At 37.2% G+C, this 15,826-nt stretch carries 19 protein-coding genes and 1 pseudogene; 8 read left to right on the top strand and 12 right to left on the bottom strand.

Translation table 11 applies throughout. The features are described from left to right. The first annotated feature begins 45 nt into the window (after positions 1–45). Both AC1M86_RS04610 and AC1M86_RS04605 read left to right on the top strand, forming a co-directional pair. A complete protein-coding gene (locus tag AC1M86_RS04610) occupies positions 46–360 on the top strand; it encodes a hypothetical protein (RefSeq protein WP_481592616.1) in 315 nt (104 codons plus the stop codon). After that, positions 357–1,121: an N-acetylmuramoyl-L-alanine amidase gene (locus AC1M86_RS04605; protein WP_481607353.1), complete on the top strand. Its 765-nt coding sequence runs from the start codon at positions 357–359 to the stop codon at positions 1,119–1,121. Before AC1M86_RS04610 ends, AC1M86_RS04605 begins: the two co-directional genes overlap by 4 nt. 451 nt (positions 1,122–1,572) lie before the next feature. Here AC1M86_RS04605 and AC1M86_RS04600 read toward each other — a convergent pair whose 3' ends face one another. Both AC1M86_RS04600 and AC1M86_RS04595 read right to left on the bottom strand, forming a co-directional pair. Then, a complete protein-coding gene (locus AC1M86_RS04600) occupies positions 1,573–1,797 on the bottom strand; it encodes a hypothetical protein (RefSeq protein ID WP_481607352.1) in 225 nt (74 codons plus the stop codon). 65 nt (positions 1,798–1,862) lie between these two features. After that, complete coding sequence (locus tag AC1M86_RS04595) at positions 1,863–2,048, bottom strand: hypothetical protein (protein WP_481607351.1); 186 nt, start codon at positions 2,046–2,048, stop codon at positions 1,863–1,865. A gap of 605 nt (positions 2,049–2,653) precedes the next feature. On the opposite strand from AC1M86_RS04595, the gene AC1M86_RS04590 reads away from it, so the two are divergent. After that, positions 2,654–3,817: an MFS transporter gene (locus AC1M86_RS04590; RefSeq protein ID WP_481607506.1), complete on the top strand. Its 1,164-nt coding sequence runs from the start codon at positions 2,654–2,656 to the stop codon at positions 3,815–3,817. A 4-nt stretch (positions 3,818–3,821) separates the two neighbouring features. Here AC1M86_RS04590 and AC1M86_RS04585 read toward each other — a convergent pair whose 3' ends face one another. Then, entirely contained in the window at positions 3,822–5,288 is a 1,467-nt protein-coding gene (locus AC1M86_RS04585; protein ID WP_481607350.1) for a GGDEF domain-containing protein, read from the bottom strand. 252 nt (positions 5,289–5,540) lie between these two features. Between AC1M86_RS04585 and AC1M86_RS04580 the strand changes: the two genes are divergently transcribed. Beyond that, positions 5,541–6,023 carry a hypothetical protein gene (locus AC1M86_RS04580; protein WP_035270703.1) on the top strand — a complete coding sequence of 161 codons (483 nt, stop codon included), beginning with the start codon at positions 5,541–5,543 and terminating at the stop codon, positions 6,021–6,023. Positions 6,024–6,106: 83 nt separating this feature from the next. Here the strand turns inward: AC1M86_RS04580 and accC are convergent, their stop codons facing one another. The 5 genes and pseudogenes from accC to AC1M86_RS04555 form a co-directional block, all read right to left on the bottom strand. Next, a complete protein-coding gene (gene accC / locus AC1M86_RS04575; RefSeq protein ID WP_035267832.1) occupies positions 6,107–7,471 on the bottom strand; it encodes an acetyl-CoA carboxylase biotin carboxylase subunit in 1,365 nt (454 codons plus the stop codon). 15 nt (positions 7,472–7,486) lie between these two features. After that, on the bottom strand, positions 7,487–7,906 hold the full coding sequence (gene accB / locus AC1M86_RS04570; protein WP_035267829.1) for an acetyl-CoA carboxylase biotin carboxyl carrier protein: 420 nt from the start codon (positions 7,904–7,906) through the stop codon (positions 7,487–7,489). 18 nt (positions 7,907–7,924) lie between these two features. Next, complete coding sequence (gene aroQ, locus AC1M86_RS04565) at positions 7,925–8,380, bottom strand: type II 3-dehydroquinate dehydratase (protein ID WP_035267826.1); 456 nt, start codon at positions 8,378–8,380, stop codon at positions 7,925–7,927. Between the two features lie 236 nt (positions 8,381–8,616). Continuing rightward, positions 8,617–9,949 (bottom strand): annotated as a pseudogene (locus tag AC1M86_RS04560) (Y-family DNA polymerase). 28 nt (positions 9,950–9,977) lie between these two features. Further along, entirely contained in the window at positions 9,978–10,595 is a 618-nt protein-coding gene (locus tag AC1M86_RS04555; protein WP_257219868.1) for a LexA family protein, read from the bottom strand. Positions 10,596–10,747: 152 nt separating this feature from the next. On the opposite strand from AC1M86_RS04555, the gene AC1M86_RS04550 reads away from it, so the two are divergent. Next, the gene (locus AC1M86_RS04550; RefSeq protein ID WP_035267817.1) at positions 10,748–11,098 is read left to right on the top strand and encodes an immunity protein Imm33 domain-containing protein; all 351 of its coding nucleotides are present in this window, start codon (positions 10,748–10,750) and stop codon (positions 11,096–11,098) included. Beyond that, a complete protein-coding gene (locus AC1M86_RS04545; RefSeq protein ID WP_481587418.1) occupies positions 11,098–11,469 on the top strand; it encodes a hypothetical protein in 372 nt (123 codons plus the stop codon). Before AC1M86_RS04550 ends, AC1M86_RS04545 begins: the two co-directional genes overlap by 1 nt. Positions 11,470–11,721: 252 nt before the next feature. On the opposite strand, the gene AC1M86_RS04540 is transcribed toward AC1M86_RS04545, so the two are convergent. The 4 genes from AC1M86_RS04540 to tusD are packed head-to-tail and all read right to left on the bottom strand — an operon-like array spanning position 11,722 to position 13,141. Further along, positions 11,722–12,045, bottom strand: a complete 324-nt coding sequence (locus AC1M86_RS04540) for a TusE/DsrC/DsvC family sulfur relay protein (protein ID WP_481587417.1) — start codon at positions 12,043–12,045, stop codon at positions 11,722–11,724. Positions 12,046–12,072: 27 nt separating this feature from the next. Continuing rightward, the gene (locus AC1M86_RS04535) at positions 12,073–12,372 is read right to left on the bottom strand and encodes a DsrH/TusB family sulfur metabolism protein (RefSeq protein WP_481587416.1); all 300 of its coding nucleotides are present in this window, start codon (positions 12,370–12,372) and stop codon (positions 12,073–12,075) included. 5 nt (positions 12,373–12,377) lie between these two features. Continuing rightward, positions 12,378–12,728, bottom strand: a complete 351-nt coding sequence (locus AC1M86_RS04530; protein ID WP_481587415.1) for a hypothetical protein — start codon at positions 12,726–12,728, stop codon at positions 12,378–12,380. Between the two features lie 44 nt (positions 12,729–12,772). Continuing rightward, complete coding sequence (tusD, locus tag AC1M86_RS04525) at positions 12,773–13,141, bottom strand: sulfurtransferase complex subunit TusD (RefSeq protein WP_035267807.1); 369 nt, start codon at positions 13,139–13,141, stop codon at positions 12,773–12,775. Between the two features lie 71 nt (positions 13,142–13,212). Between tusD and AC1M86_RS04520 the strand changes: the two genes are divergently transcribed. Both AC1M86_RS04520 and fumC read left to right on the top strand, forming a co-directional pair. After that, complete coding sequence (locus AC1M86_RS04520; protein ID WP_481607349.1) at positions 13,213–14,214, top strand: NAD-dependent epimerase/dehydratase family protein; 1,002 nt, start codon at positions 13,213–13,215, stop codon at positions 14,212–14,214. Positions 14,215–14,324: 110 nt separating this feature from the next. After that, positions 14,325–15,719 carry a class II fumarate hydratase gene (gene fumC / locus AC1M86_RS04515; RefSeq protein WP_481597084.1) on the top strand — a complete coding sequence of 465 codons (1,395 nt, stop codon included), beginning with the start codon at positions 14,325–14,327 and terminating at the stop codon, positions 15,717–15,719. Positions 15,720–15,826 lie beyond the last annotated feature (107 nt).

Genomic DNA, 15,826 nt, shown 5'->3' with positions numbered 1-15,826 from the left:
CCACCTCTGGGTGGTTTTTTTATTGCCGATTTTAAGGGGGCGTTAGTGAATGAACCTAGTGCATCAATTTGGAAAAAATTAAATGAAGTAACAGACAAACTCCAAAAAGTGTCTGAACAACTTATTGAATCAAATGCCATTAACAAAGGGTATCACCAAGCACTTGATCAGCATCGGATCAAGATTGAGGCCCTAGAGCGTGAAAACAATCGTGCTCAAGGTGCGATAGGTTTACTTAAATGGGCATCAACTATTCTACTCGGCATATCTATAACTAGTGCTTCGTGGACCATTAATACAATCAATCAACTCAAACAAGATGTGGCTATTATGAAAAGCCTCAGAGAGGATAGAAAATGAAATTAATTGAAAATTGGAAACAGGCTTGGAAACTCAAGTCAGTGCAAGTAGGCGCATTTAGCGCCTTTTTTTATGCCTTAATTTTATTCTGTGATCAGTTTGTACAGGTGTGGAATGTTATTCCACCAGAGCTAAAAACCTACATTCCCGAACAATGGAAAGAATTTGTCGGGTGTTTTGTTGGTGTAGCTATGATTCTTGCTCGCTTGAAGGCTCAACCTGAACTGCATAGCATTAATCAGTTTGTAACTGTAACAGCAGGGCATTCAAATTCTGATCCTGGTGCGGTAAATGGCAATCTTAAAGAAGCCGATTTTGTTGTAACCATACGAAATGCTTTAGCTTATTACCTAAAGCAGGCGGGCTTACAGGTTAAAACTGATGGTATCGGCACTCAGAACGATCCATTGTCTTCAGCACTCAAATTGATCAAAGGCTCTAAAATTGCTCTAGAGATTCACATGAATGCAGCAGCAAACAAAACTGCTGTTGGTATTGAAACAATCTCATTACCTAAAGATAAGAAATTGGCTCAAGAGATCTCTAAAGCCGTTCAGAAAATCACTGGTTCACGACTTCGTGGAGATAGTGGCTGGATTGATCAATCTAAATCGGCTCGAGGCAAATTGGCTTTCGTACAAAATGGAGGTTTAATCCTTGAAGTCGGTTTTATCTCTAATGATGCTGAAGCAAAGCTAATTCAAGATCAAGCATGGTTGATTGCCAGGGAAATCTCAAAAGTAATTATCGCTAATCAGTAAAGGGATAGCCCTCTAAATGAGGGCTAATTTATTTAAATATAATAAAATTTTTAAAGTACAGTTTTCTGCCTGATTCACTATCTATTAATTTATATACATATAAATCATAATTATTCCTATGCTTTAAATCATATACATTTTGTTTGTAATCACCATCGAGCATTAATTTTCTGAAATATAAATTACGTTTTAAATCGAATGCAATTAGAATTTTTTTCATTTGCGACCTCTATCTCTATATACCTTGTGTAGATGACTTTCCAGAACCCAAATATCACCATCGATGACAACTTTATTGCCATCGTAAAGAGATAAATTCTGGCCATAAAAATCTGTAATGTTATTTAGTTTCCCTTGATAATTATAGTTTGCCCAAGCACATCTACGATCACTGTGGTTTGACTCTTTGTGAAAAACGAGGATTACTTGAGGGTATTTAATCATCATGAGTTTAATTCTCGGCACTAATATAATCTGGTATTTCAACAAAGAAAGCTTGATTAGTAGCAATGCTTACCCATTGCAACGTCCCGATTTTATTAATGAGTTTAATATTATTGTTATCGTATAAGCTGATTAATACATTATTATCATCAAAAAACCCAACATATTGAATAGCTGGATTTCTGTGAAAGTTTTCATACATTTTATGGACTTTAACTTTAACAATATTCATTATTTATCCTAATCACCTAAAAGGAGTTAAACCTTTTAAATGATTTAAGAATTCTGAGTTATAAGTTATTTTTTAACTTCAACCTCAGTATGCTCTTTCGGAGCATCTTTAGTTTGTCTGTTCTCAGCATGTAATTGCTGTTCCTTATTTTTTTCTTGCTGAGCCTTTTGCGTATTATCGCCTGCAGGATTTGATTGTTGCTGGTTCTGTTGCTGGGTTTTAGAGTCACTTGACTTTGTGAAATTTGACATAATGATTGTCCTTGAATTGTCAATAGTATTATCGACAAACTCAGCATGTGCCTTATATTTATTAATAGATACCCTGAATATGTATCAAGATTTATAGTTTTAGAAATATTTATTATGAGTGCCTGATATTAATCGATTATTAATATAATATTTAAATTAATATATTTGTAATTTATAAAAACTCTTACTCATGCATTGTCATAAATTTTTACATTAGCAATTTAGCAGTAATCTTCTCATCAAACTCTATTACCCCAGTCTAGTACGATTCAATCTATAGATTGAAATTTTTTCAATACTTTGCAAGTTATGCTATCCGCTGAATTCTCAAAAAAGAGAAATAGCAAAATTGGGTAGGAAACCTTATAGGTAAAGTATAAAATTTCTTTAGTAACTTACTAACAATTAATTCTGATGAAAATGTTCACAGAATTATTTTCTAAGACGTAAATATCTTCAGTCTACAAAAAATGAAGAGTCTACAAAAAAATAAATTTGTAGACTGATTTGTAGACTGATGAAGTGCAATTACACCTAAGTGGTAACAAATGTATGCAACCATTATATGATATTAAGTTATTGAAAATACAGGTAATTGCAATATGATGCAAGCGTTGCCAATTAAAACAAAACTAGGTGGATTCTACTTTTTCTACTATGCGATTGTCGGTACCTTCATGCCGTATTGGAGTCTATATCTGCTAGATCAGGGATTTAGCTTTTTAGAGATTGGGTGGCTTAGTGCAATTGCAATCATGACACGTTTTTTTGCGCCGTTTATTTGGGGTTGGGTGGCGGATAAAACGGGTAAAAGAATGCTATTGGTGCGAATCGCAACATGGATGGAAGCGAGTATATGGTTCCTCATTTTTATTATACCCAATAATTTTCAATCAATTGCCTTGTTAATGTTGATCTTCAGCTTTTTTCAAAATGCGATACTTGCTCAATTTGAAGGCGTTACATTATTTTGGTTAGGCGAAAAACGAAATGAACTTTATGGCAAAGTGAGAAAATGGGGATCGATTGGGTTTATTGTTGGTGTTTTCTTTATTGGTCTAATTCTTGAAATCATCGATATTCAGTATCTCCCGATTTTATTACTGAGTATTTCATTTCTAGCGTTCTTATGGTCATTTACAGTAAAAGAACCGAAGGGCGCACCAAAAGCCCAAAAAACACTTGAATCCATTATTCCAGTTTTAAAACAACCAGTTGTGAAAGCAATTTTCTTAATTGAGTTCATTATGTTGTTTGCTCAAGCACCATTCTATAGTTTTTATAGCAATTACTTACAGTCATCTGGATTTAGTACCACAGCAACAGGATTTCTTTGGTCAACAGGTGTTATTGCTGAAATCATGATGTTTGCCTATGCATCATTTTTTTTAAATCGTTTTACATGGCGTCAGTTGGTTGCGATCTGTTTATGGATGACTGGGCTTAGGTTTTTGATTGTTGGTTTATTTCCTGAAAGTTTTGTTCTCCAATTTCTCTCCCAGACAATGCATGCATTCAGTTTCGGTTTATTTCACTTATTGGCGATGCGCATTATTTTTGAGCACTTTTCTGCTGGGCAGCATGGTAGAGCTCAAGCTTTGTATAGTACGATGTGGGGCTTGGGTGTGGCATCTGGAAGCGTATTGGCAGGACAATATTGGGAGCTGATTTCTGGCAGCTATATTTTTATCATTGCAGGAGCTTCAACGTTGATTGGTTTTATATTTTTATCCGCTTTACCAAATCTCAAGCCCACTGAAGCAAGATAGTGACTTATGATGTTTGAGTAAATAGTAATTGCGGATCCACGCATAATCTATTTCGTCCTTCAGATTTCGCTTGATAAAGGGCAACATCTGCACGATTAATCAATTGTTGGAATGGGGTGCCAGACGGAAGTTGTTGATAACTTAAACCTATGCTTACACTAATATTGAGATGTTGATTTTGCCTGATCATAATCGGTGTTTCTGCCACGCGGTCGCATATACGCTGTGCGATTTCAATGCAGGCCGGTAGGTTACTATCTTTAATTAAGATGGCAAATTCTTCACCGCCAACTCTACCGAATAAATCATTTGATCTAATTTGAGATCTGACGATATTGCTAAAGTCTTTGAGAACAATATCACCTATTTCATGTCCATATTGATCATTAATTTTTTTAAAGTGGTCAATATCGAGTAGTAGAATAGACACGCTGTGAATATTGGATTTCGCCTCCCTATGAGTTGAGTCTATCGTCTTTTCGCTTTCTTCATAAAAATATCGGCGATTCATAGTCGTTGTTAAACTGTCATGGTTCGCTAAATATAATATTTGGTGATATAGCTTTTGGCGATTCAAACTAATAATTGATAATGTTAGTGGGCCTAAAGCCAGCATGAAAAGACCGATGCGAACAGACAGTGTTGTCGAAATAAATGCTTCTGGAGATTCTGTTAGATAATATGCACTTAAGCTGTTGTATAAGAACATACATACAAAGCAGTTGATGATTGCAACCAACAATAAATTGTAGGTTAATGCTGCCCAGATGAGTGCTCCGATCGGGAACATGATGGCGCCAGGGCCAATAAAAAAGTGAGTTAGAATTACAGATACAACGACAAATATGAAAGGTAAGACAAAGGGCAAACTTAAACGTTGATTTTTTTGATTTACAAAATATTGTTGAACTGTAGTTTTGTTTGGTAATGCGAGAACAATAGGTAAAAAAGCGACAAAGTTAAGAATTTCACCACTCCACCACATGCCAAAATCAACCCAAATACGGCTGAGCTCCATAAAGCTGTTAGGAACATAAGGGATGGTTAAAATCGCAAAGGTTGGGCTCGCTAGGCACCCTCCAAAAGCACTAATTAAAAATAAGTAAACAAATGTAAGACCTTTATTGAATTCTTGATAATTGATTTTTAACCGGTTCAGTAGGTATAAGGTCACTAATGGGTTTAGCAAGTTAGCAAGAGTTAACAACCAAGTAAGTTGTAAAGTGTTGCCAGTACCTAGGTCTGCAAGCATATACCCAGAAAAGGCCCCAAGCCAGCCACCAAGATTATTGAGATAACTAAATCTTAAAAAAAGACCAAGTAGTACGGCATTTGCAGGCCAGAAAATTGCAAGAAATGAGAGAGGTCGACCAAGTATTCCAGCCAAAGCACAAAGTGTAATGATGAGCATGACAATCAAAAAAGATTGTGCATTGTTTTTAATCAGCTCTGTTCGTATCCATATGGTCATACTTAACGTATATTCCCTTGCATAAAATCTTATATTTTTAAGCTTTCTGTGAGGTATAGAATGAATATTATTCTGATAAGAATATATTTTTGGACTAATAAATCAATAGATCGCATTAAACTGCTGATGATTTAAAGTTCATCAATAGGGAATTCATTTTCTTATATAAAATTGTTCTTATCACGTTAATTCTATGAGTTTTCTTGCTGAAATGTGCTAATTTAGCTCTAAACGTTGACCTATAGATGTTGTATGAAAAAAACAGTTTTTTTTGCACCTTTACTTTTATTAATGACGTCTTTTTCTTCTGCCGATCAAAATGTCCAAGCGCAAGCTAAAGGTGCTGATTTACAACAGCCTGAAAATAATATTCGAATCAACATGCGCCCAGAAATTTTAGGTTTATGGGGAATGGAAATTCCAAATAATAAAAAATGTGTTGAGTATTATAATTTCCGTGGTAACAATGAGGTGGTCGTGAATAGTGCTAAAGAGTGGTCTGTCGGTTTATTTGAGTATCAACCATCTCAAGACAGCTCTTCGGGCTTGTTGCCTACCTTGGTCATGCAAGTCAATTATGAGAACAACGAAAAAGACTGCTCTGGTAATCAAGTAGATCAGGCAGGAGATTTGTCTCAATATTTTGTAAAATGGGACAATCCGAATCAAATCAATTTCTGTGCATCTGAAAAGGGTGGACAATGTTTTGCAAAACTTAATCGTATATTGCCTTAAGCTAAAATCTTTGCAGTCTATTCTTCAATAATAAAAAAGCCTCTTGAAAAAGAGGCTTTTTTATTCATCTTGTAAAGCTGTAATTACTCAGCTTCGCTATGTCCTTGTACCTGTTTCAACAAATGTTTCTCTAAGTAGTGAATATCCATAGCCTGTTCTGCAAAGTTCTTATCTTCAAGGATGAGATCTTTGTGTAGCGGAATATTGGTTTTGATTCCAGTTAAGATCATTTCATCTAAGGCTTGTTTCATACGAGCCAAAGCGGTTTCGCGATCTTTACCATGTGCGATTAGTTTAGCAATCATCGAATCATAGTAAGGTGGAATGCTATAACCTGGATAGATATGAGAATCTAAACGGATGCCTGCACCACCTGGTGTGTAGAATTGCTCGATTTTACCTGGTGATGGAAGGAAGGTGGTTGGATCTTCTGCATTAATACGGCATTCAATTGCATGACCGTGTACTTTGATTTGATCTTGTTCTAGATTTAAACCAAGACCAGCGGCTACACGAAGCTGTTGTTCAATAATATCGACACCCGTTACCATTTCAGTCACAGGATGTTCTACTTGAACACGTGTATTCATCTCAATAAAGAAGAACTCACCATCTTCAAATAAGAATTCGAACGTGCCTGCGCCACGATACTGCATTAATTCGCATGCTTTTACGCAAGCTGCTAAAATTTCAGCACGAGCTTCTTCTGGAAGGTTCGGAGCAGGAGCTTCCTCAAGCACTTTTTGATGACGACGTTGTAATGAACAGTCACGATCATATAAATGTACGGCGTGACCATTACCATCGCCAATCACCTGTACTTCAACATGGCGTGGCTTTTGAAGGAAACGTTCCATGTAAACCGTATCATCACCGAACCACATTTCAGCATCACGTTGAGCTGCTTGTACAGACTCCAACAGTGTATCAACACGTTCAACAATTCGCATACCGCGACCGCCACCACCAGCAGCAGCTTTAACGATAAGTGGGAAGCCAATCTCTTTTGCTTCGGCCAAGGCATTGTTTGGTGTTACAGCATGAGCTGAACCTGGAACGGTTGGTACACCAGCTTTACGCATCGCCATAATCGCTGACACTTTATTCCCCATAAGGCGAATATGTTCAGGACGTGGACCAATAAAGATAAAACCAGAACTTTCTACAATCTCAGCAAATTCAGCATTTTCTGATAAAAAGCCATAACCTGGATGAATTGCATCTGCACCAGTCACTTCCGCTGCTGTAATAATTGCAGGAATATTTAGATAACTTTCGCTACTTGCACCAGGACCAATACAAACGGCTTCATCAACAAAGCGTAAATGCATGAGGTCTTTATCGGCATCCGAGTAGATACCGACTGTTTTAATACCGAGTGTTTTGCAAGCACGTGTAATACGCAGTGCAATTTCACCTCGGTTGGCAATGAGAACTTTTTGCAACATACCAACCCCCAACGATTACGCGCGGTAGCGGAATAAAGGTTGACCGAATTGGATTACATCACCATTTTTAACTAAAATTTCTTCAATCACACCACTTTGAGTTGCCTCAATTGGGTTCATGATTTTCATTGCTTCAATAATTCCAAGCGTTTCGCCTGCTGAAACAGTTTGTCCTACATTTACAAATGGTGCTTCGCCTGGACTTGGTGCAGCATAGAACACGCCAACCATTGGTGAGGTTTCAACAGCACCACGAGAAGCTGGTTTCACAACTGGAGCTTCTGGCGCAGCAGATTGTATTGGTGCAACACCAGCGGCTACGATAGGATTACGACGCGCTAAAGCAATGGATTGATCACCTTCTTTTACTTCAATAGATTGAAGATCCGATTCAATCATTAAGTCGATGAGCTTTTTAATTTTGCGAATATCCATGAATTCGTATTCCTAAGGTTAAAGATGTGTAGAAGTTTGAATTTTTTGCACGGCATGAGTTAATGCAAATGAATAACCCTGTGCGCCTAGTCCACAAATGACACCGACAGCTTTATCTGAGAGATAAGAGTGGTGTCTAAATGCTTCACGTGCGTGAACATTTGAAAGGTGAACTTCAATAAATGGGATCGCAACACCTAATAGGGCATCACGTACTGCTACTGAGGTGTGGGTCAGTGCAGCAGGATTGATGATGATAAATTTTATACCATCAATCTGGGCTTGATGAATTCGGTCGACAATGGCACCTTCCCAATTGCTTTGGAAGGTTTCAAGTTGAATTGAACTTTCTTGAGCTTGCTGTATGAGTTGATGATTGATATCGTCTAAAGTTAAATGTCCGTAAACTTCAGGTTCTCGCTTTCCTAGCAAGTTTAAATTTGGTCCATGTATGACCAAAATGGTCGAACTCATGAAGACAGCTCCAATATGAAAGTTGCAATATAACCTTGCAAGATGTCTGCAAAGTTTGCATATTATGGCATGTTTTTAAGCTTTTCATTTATATTTTGTTTCAAAAATAGCAAAAAAACAATGTCGTCAATGAGCTGTATTTTGAGAACTTTGCAGTCAATTGGCAATGTTAAAAAATTACATTTTTCTTTTAATTCTTCGAGTCTGCTATTTTAAACCGAATTGACCAAAAGTATTCATTTGTTTTGTGTAACCGCCATATGTGAGTCATCAATAGTTAGCATTTCTGACCATGAGGTGGGTATAGCGTGGAGAGTGGTGTAATTGCTTCATTTTCCATTGTTGTTGATTGGTATGATAGCCCACTTGAATACAATGCTTTCCAAAGCGGTTTTTCATAGCGCCAATTGTTGTCATGAGTGAATCTCGCTGCTGGATTAAATCATGAGGCTGCCAAAGGTCATGTGTATGTGTTTTTTTAGCACTCAAAGCAGAAAACATGACGGAAACTTTTACATAACGTATATTTTCTTTAAATAAAACATCAATTTGCTGTTGTGCTGCATGCGTCAAGAGTAATAAATCATCCGTCGGATATTCCAAACCAATTACATGAGAATGTGATTTCTTGAATGGTTTTACTGGAATTTTTTCATAAAGAGACACATGGACACAGGCGCATAATTGTTCTTGCTTGCTTAAACGTTCATGAGCCCGACTTAAATGAAAAATCATGGCTTGCTTGATTAATGCTTTATCCTTTAATGCTGATGCAAAACTTCGTGATGCTAAGATTCGTTTAGACGGTAAATAAGGATCTTCTAGTGAAATACAGGACTGACCTTTTAGCTCACGAATGGTACGCCCCATGAGCACTGAAAACTGCTTCATCAAATAGTGTTCATTGGCAAAAGTTAAGTCATAGCAATTATAAATACCGTAACTTTCAAGTTGTTTACTAATTTTTCGACCTACGCCCCAAATTTCCGATACTGAGGTTTCTATAAGTAATTGATCAAAACTGCATGGATCCAAATCCAATAAAGAACACACTCGGTTAAAACCAGAACGTTTTTTGGCAAAGTGATTGGCGAGTTTAGCTTGTGTTTTACTGTAACCAATCCCGATACAACAAGGTAAACCGATCCATTGTTGAATACGGTCGACTAATTCTCGACAAAATTTTTCTAAATCAAAAAGACTTTGATAATGTGTTAGACGAATAAAACATTCATCAATTGAATAGGGCTCTAGATCTGAATCTGCATGAAAGTGTTGCTCTAAAATAGTGAAAAAACGACTAGACATATCGCCGTAGAGGGCATAATTGCTTGAAAATACTTTAACACCAGCTTTAAGCATATCTTTTTCAATTTCATACCATGGCACGGCCATGCCAATATTGAGAGCTTTTGCTTCCTCACTACGAGATACGACACAACCATCGTTATTACTTAAAACAACGACCGGTTGACCATTTAAACTTGGATTAAATACACGCTCACAACTGACATAGCAGTTATTAATATCAATGAGCGCAAAAATCTCTTGATGATAAATATTTTGCATAGGAGTAGGGTGAACTGCTTAGATCAATTTATTTCAGTTTTTTTAAAATACAAGTCACTACACCCCAGACCATGATTTGTTCTTCGCTACGAGGATAGATGTCAGGGTAGTCTGGATTCTCGGCTTTTAACCATAAAAGGATCGTTCCATCATTTTGTTTTTCTAACATTAATCTTTTTACTGTGAATTCATTATTAATCAGCGCCAAGACGATATCACCATGTTCTGCATTCAAACTCCGGTCAATCAAGATTTGATCACCAACTTCAATCCCTGCATTTTTCATTGATAAAGAATTTACGCGTAGTATAAAAGTAGATGCTACGTTGTGAACCAAGTATTCATTTAGATCAATATGTCCTTCTACATAATCTTGTGCTGGGGAAGGGAAACCTGCTGCCACAGATTCAATAGGATAGGCGATTTTTAAACGTGTTCTAAATTGGATTGGTGAAATTTCAATTTGTTGATTGAAATCATCTTCAGGTCGTATTTTTAACCATTCTTTAATTTGAATCACTTTTGATTCAGGAACACGCATTACTACTGTTTTTTCTGAAAACTGTGATTTTCGACCTGCATTGGCACGTTTACCACCATGTAGAGAAGCGGTATTTGTTGCTGAAATATTTGAATTGCTGCTCATATGAAATTCCCCCCATTTAATCTTGAATATGTAACAAAATCAAGATAGCAAAAAAAACATTGTAAAAACAGATTGTTTCGTCGGATTGATTGTGCTTATACGACACTATGCTTAAAATTAGGTCTGAATTTATGATGAAAATGGAATCATCCATGTTGCAAGATTTTATTGAAGAGCAAAAATTAGTCTGTGAGGAGTTTGATTCTGCTTACATCAAAGTGAATGAAGATGATGTTGTAGCTGTGGCTAAGCATACTTTAGATCAAGAGCCAATCGTCGGTTTACGTAATAAGCCTGAACCAGGTGAGAAAGTGGCATGGTTTATTTATGGTGGTGAATTAGGCGAGGGCGAAGATTTTTTTGAGACTATGACGGTGAAAGAGCTTGAAGAAATTTTACCCGATGCCATTCCATTTCTTGCATTGGAAACAGGTTTCCGTTTTATGATTGATCGAGATGATTATGAGGATGTTTGGAAAGCTGAGCCTGATTTAGGAATCTAATGCGCATGTTATGGGTGAGGTTGATTTTTGTAGGTTTAAGTTTTGTTATATCACAACAGGTTGTAGCGAATGATTTGATTGATGCACAACAAATGGCGTATCAGCAAAAACTGGATCATGAAATGCAGCTGATCGAACAAACCAAGCAAATTTTAGATGATGAACACAGTACAGCCACACCGATGGAGCAACAACTTGCTTTATGCGGAAGGTTAAAGGCCTATCAAAACATTGTTGGTTTAGCAGACCATTTTATTCAAGTTGAACAAGCACATGTAATGAAGCGTATTGCGCAATTTTATTTAAATCAGCAATCTACGAGTTTTCAACAATCGGGCATGACAATTGATGATTGGTGTAGCGCAAACTAGCAAATTTGTCAGATATTGATATGAATTTGGACTGAATTGATAACTCGAACTTTATTATAATTTTTTGCGTTGAGTTGACGTATTCCAATTTCCCTGATTGACACGCGACATCTTAACCATCATTAGTCTAGGTGATGTCTAAACCCGCTGCATAGCGGGTTTTTTAATATCTATTTCACTGATTAATTCATTTTTTAAGCTACGAACTGAACTGACTCACTATACTATGTAAATCAAAAAAGTAGCTTTGGCTTACAGACAATTGGCTGGTTTTGGTATTCCGGCTAATCGACTTAGATGGCGAGCAACTAGGCCTGTTTTAAACCTTTCTTGCAATACTGCATTATCAATGTCAGCGCTGACGTGTTTCATTAAAAATTTAATTAAGGGACGAGTTGCAGGAGAATGGCCAAATTGAGCGTAGAACTGGCGAACCGCATGCAATACTTCGAAATGCCAAGCTGTTAGCTCAAGATCGAGCGTATTCGCGAGTACTTGCGCTACATTTTCATTCCAAATGGTATAGTCAACTAAATGACCATCTTGATCGAGTTCAAGGGATAATTCAGTGGTCATGGTAAAACCTAAGTCAATAAATTTGTTTTATTTAAGGCTAATACAGCGTGTAAAGCCCAGAATGATATCTGCAAAAGTGGTGTAATCAATCACTTCAATTTGAAAATAATCGCCGTTCAATAGATGTGAAGGTAATAACTCAGCATCTCGATCTAAAACGTAGACCTTGTTTTGAATCGTAAGTAAAGATGGTGTAAACAATGCCAACACCGCATCCCCCATAAGGACTAAAGCATCATTGCTATCCAATGTCTTTTGAACCTTTTGAATACAATGTTCTGTATTTGCAAATTGAGATTGTATTAAATAAAGTGTTTTATCGGTCATATGAGTTACCAATGCAGCACATGGTCAAAGCTTTGAATTAACTCTTTATTAAATTCAATAAATTTAATCTCATGCGTAGTATGTTGAACAAAGGGATTATCTTGTTGATTGGATTCAACCAAAATAGGGCTTAGATCGTAAAACTCAAAGCTATCGACGAGGTTGGAAGCCAGTTTAAACGCATGTTTAATGGGTTCGAAGCTTAATTCGGAACGGAGTAAACTTAAGGCTGAGCCTTGCAATAAAACTTTTACTTCAGCGCCAAAAGTTGCTAAAACCATGGTTGCAGAAAGGCTCTCATGAACTTGTAGCGAGTTGAGATTTGATTGGGTTAATATAACCAGTACAGATTTCACACAATTTACCTTTCAATTGCAACAATCAATGAAAAATGAATAATTTAGAATTGAACTAGACGTGCTGAAGATGAGACAGCATCTGCCAATTCACCGAGTCCTACCAGCTGAAAACCTTCAGCCAGATTATGGGACTCAATGTGATGGCGTTGAGCATTTTCAGCATCAGTGATTCCACGTGCTAGGGCAGCACTTACGCAAACAGGAAGTTTGATATTTAATTTTTGCCACTCTTGTGTGAGACTTCTTTGATCATCTGGCGACCACTGTAAGTTGTTTGCAACTTGAACGCCGTCTTGATAAAAGAAAACTCGAAAAATTTCGCCTTTCGCTTGCAATGATTGTGCGAGTCCTAATGCATGCCAAGCATGGATTGAGCTAGGTGCCGAGGTAATTAGTAATAACGTACTCATTTAAAACTTCGCATAGGGTGATCAAACTGAAAATAGCTTGTTCAGGCTTTTAAACAAAAAGGTAGTATACAATGATTTTAGTGACAGGTGGATTAGGCTTTATAGGTTCACACGTTGTTTTAAGCTTATTGGCACATGGTCAAGAAGTCGTCATTGTAGATAATCTTGCCAATGCGAATTTACAAACGCTTGAACGTCTTGAATACATTTCTGGGATGTATGTACCTTTTGTAAAGCTAGATGTTAGAAATACGCCTGCTCTGAATAAAGTTTTTGAGCAGTACTCAATCCGTGCTGTTATACATACTGCAGGATTTAAGTCTTTAGAGGAGTCTCGCTTAAAACCGCTTGAATATTATAATGATAATGTCAGTTGCATTATGAGTCTGATGCGTGCAATGCAACGAACTGGTGTACGAACATTATTGCATCTTTCAAGTATGGCGGTTTATGGCACTTCGAGTTTGAATTTAAATGAAGAATATCCTCTCAATTTTGCCAATCCAAACCCTTATATTAAATCCCAGCAAATGATCGAAGAGATCATCCGTGATACCTCTAAAACGGACGAAGAATGGAGTATTGCGATCCTGAGACTAGCAAATGTAGCTGGTGCTTTTGAACATGGAGTTTTGGGTGAAGTGGTTGCCCCTTTACCTAAAAATATTTTGCCTTTGGTGTTACAAATCGCAGCCATGCAGCGCGATTCCATTCAATTACAAAAGAATGCCAAGACAAAAGACCAAACGGTTGAACGAAGTTTTGTGCATGTCATTGATGTGTGCGAGGCAGTCATTGCAACTTTAAAGTGGTTATTTAATCAAAGATCAACGTGCGAAGCATTTGATATCGCAGGTCAGCCAAGTTCAATTCAAAACTTGATTAATACTGTAGAAAAAGTGACTGAAACAAAAATTAGAACTGAGGAAACTGATTATGTTTTCCAAGAATTAGATCAAATTGGTTCGAATAGTTTAAAAGCATTAGAATTATTGCAATGGAAAGCACATCGATCACTAGAACAAATGATTGAAGATCAATGGCGATACTATCAAAGCACCTTTAATAATTAAAATGATAATCATTTACATTTATGGGTTTTTTGATTAGCATCAAATCAACGGTGGATGAATCCGAATCAAACATGATTCTTCCAAGGAATAGCGAAATATTTGAGGCTGATATGCAAACACGTATAGAACACGACACGATGGGTGATGTAGAAGTACCAAGTGATGCGATGTGGGGGGCTCAAACCCAGCGCAGTTTGCAAAATTTCAAAATTGGTGGTGAGCGACTTCCTCGTGCGATGATCCGTGGTATGGGGCTGGTCAAAAAAGCTTCTGCACTTACTAATGCTGAGTTAAATCAGATTCCTGCTGAATTGGCGAATTATATTGTGGGTGCTGCAGAAGAAGTGATTACGGGGCAATGGGACAGTCAATTTCCATTAGTGGTATGGCAAACAGGTTCTGGTACTCAAAGTAATATGAACTGTAATGAAGTCATTGCAAATATTGCGAATCAAAAGCTGGGTAATCCGCTTGGAGCACAGAAACCCGTTCATCCAAATGATCATGTTAATCGAGCTCAATCTACAAATGATTCATTTCCAACAGCGATTCATGTCGCTGCTAGTTTACAGATCAATGAGTTACTGATTCCAGCAGTTCAAGCTTTACGTGAAACTTTACATCAGAAGTCTCAAGAATTTTCAAATATCGTTAAGATTGGGCGTACACATTTACAAGATGCAACGCCGTTAACTTTAGGCCAGGAATTCAGTGGTTACGTATCCCAACTCGATCATGGATTAAAGCGTCTAGAGCAAGCTTTAGAAGGGTTATATGAATTGCCATTAGGTGGTACAGCTGTCGGTACAGGTCTAAATGCTCATCCTGATTATGCTATAAATGCAGCAAAAAAATTGGCTGAGCTTACGGGTTTACCTTTTGTGACTGCACCAAATAAGTTTGAAGCACTAGCAGGACGTGATGCTGCAGTATTTGCTTCTGGCGCACTGAAAACACTTGCTGCGAGTTTAAATAAGATTGCCAATGATATTCGTTGGTTAGCGAGTGGTCCTCGTTGTGGTTTTGGGGAGATTCGTATTCCTGAAAATGAACCAGGTTCGAGTATTATGCCAGGTAAGGTGAATCCTACTCAAAGTGAAGCTATGACGATGGTTGTTGCGCAGGTTTTGGGTAATGACACGACAATTAATATCGCTGGTGCTTCAGGTAATTTTGAACTAAATGTTTTTATGCCGGTTATTGCTTATAATTTACTGCAATCAATTCAACTGCTAGGTGATGCATGTAATAGCTTTAATGAGCATTGTGCTGTGGGGATTGAGCCAAACCAAGATAAGATCGATTATTTCTTGCATAACTCGTTGATGTTAGTTACTGCATTGAATCCTGTGATTGGTTATGAAAACGCGGCTAAGGTTGCGAAAACTGCCTATAAGGAAGGAAAGACTCTGAAACAAGTTGCTGTAGAGCTGAATTTAGTCACAGCTGAGCAGTTTGATGAAGTCGTTGTACCTGAGAATATGGTTTCACCTAATGTGAAGTGATTTTGATTTGGTGAATTTTATGATTTGAATGTTGATAACATATATTGACAAGCAACTGTCTTTAATATATTGACCAATTATTCATTTCAGAATACTATTTATATAAC

This window comes from Acinetobacter sp. ANC_7654 (genome assembly GCF_056779855.1).
The sequence above is the reverse complement of the archived record's forward strand: the minus strand, read 5'-3'. Positions and strand labels throughout refer to the sequence as shown.

Coding starts and splice junctions, on each gene's coding strand:
- AC1M86_RS04605 (WP_481607353.1), top strand. CDS start 357: ATGAAATTAATTGAAAATTGGAAACAGGCTTGGAAACTCAAGTCAGTG.
- AC1M86_RS04600 (WP_481607352.1), bottom strand. CDS start 1,797: ATGAATATTGTTAAAGTTAAAGTCCATAAAATGTATGAAAACTTTCAC.
- AC1M86_RS04595 (WP_481607351.1), bottom strand. CDS start 2,048: ATGTCAAATTTCACAAAGTCAAGTGACTCTAAAACCCAGCAACAGAAC.
- AC1M86_RS04590 (WP_481607506.1), top strand. CDS start 2,654: ATGCAAGCGTTGCCAATTAAAACAAAACTAGGTGGATTCTACTTTTTC.
- AC1M86_RS04585 (WP_481607350.1), bottom strand. CDS start 5,288: ATGACCATATGGATACGAACAGAGCTGATTAAAAACAATGCACAATCT.
- AC1M86_RS04580 (WP_035270703.1), top strand. CDS start 5,541: ATGAAAAAAACAGTTTTTTTTGCACCTTTACTTTTATTAATGACGTCT.
- accC (WP_035267832.1), bottom strand. CDS start 7,471: ATGTTGCAAAAAGTTCTCATTGCCAACCGAGGTGAAATTGCACTGCGT.
- accB (WP_035267829.1), bottom strand. CDS start 7,906: ATGGATATTCGCAAAATTAAAAAGCTCATCGACTTAATGATTGAATCG.
- aroQ (WP_035267826.1), bottom strand. CDS start 8,380: ATGAGTTCGACCATTTTGGTCATACATGGACCAAATTTAAACTTGCTA.
- AC1M86_RS04555 (WP_257219868.1), bottom strand. CDS start 10,595: ATGAGCAGCAATTCAAATATTTCAGCAACAAATACCGCTTCTCTACAT.
- AC1M86_RS04550 (WP_035267817.1), top strand. CDS start 10,748: ATGTTGCAAGATTTTATTGAAGAGCAAAAATTAGTCTGTGAGGAGTTT.
- AC1M86_RS04545 (WP_481587418.1), top strand. CDS start 11,098: ATGCGCATGTTATGGGTGAGGTTGATTTTTGTAGGTTTAAGTTTTGTT.
- AC1M86_RS04540 (WP_481587417.1), bottom strand. CDS start 12,045: ATGACCACTGAATTATCCCTTGAACTCGATCAAGATGGTCATTTAGTT.
- AC1M86_RS04535 (WP_481587416.1), bottom strand. CDS start 12,372: ATGACCGATAAAACACTTTATTTAATACAATCTCAATTTGCAAATACA.
- tusD (WP_035267807.1), bottom strand. CDS start 13,141: ATGAGTACGTTATTACTAATTACCTCGGCACCTAGCTCAATCCATGCT.
- AC1M86_RS04520 (WP_481607349.1), top strand. CDS start 13,213: ATGATTTTAGTGACAGGTGGATTAGGCTTTATAGGTTCACACGTTGTT.
- fumC (WP_481597084.1), top strand. CDS start 14,325: ATGCAAACACGTATAGAACACGACACGATGGGTGATGTAGAAGTACCA.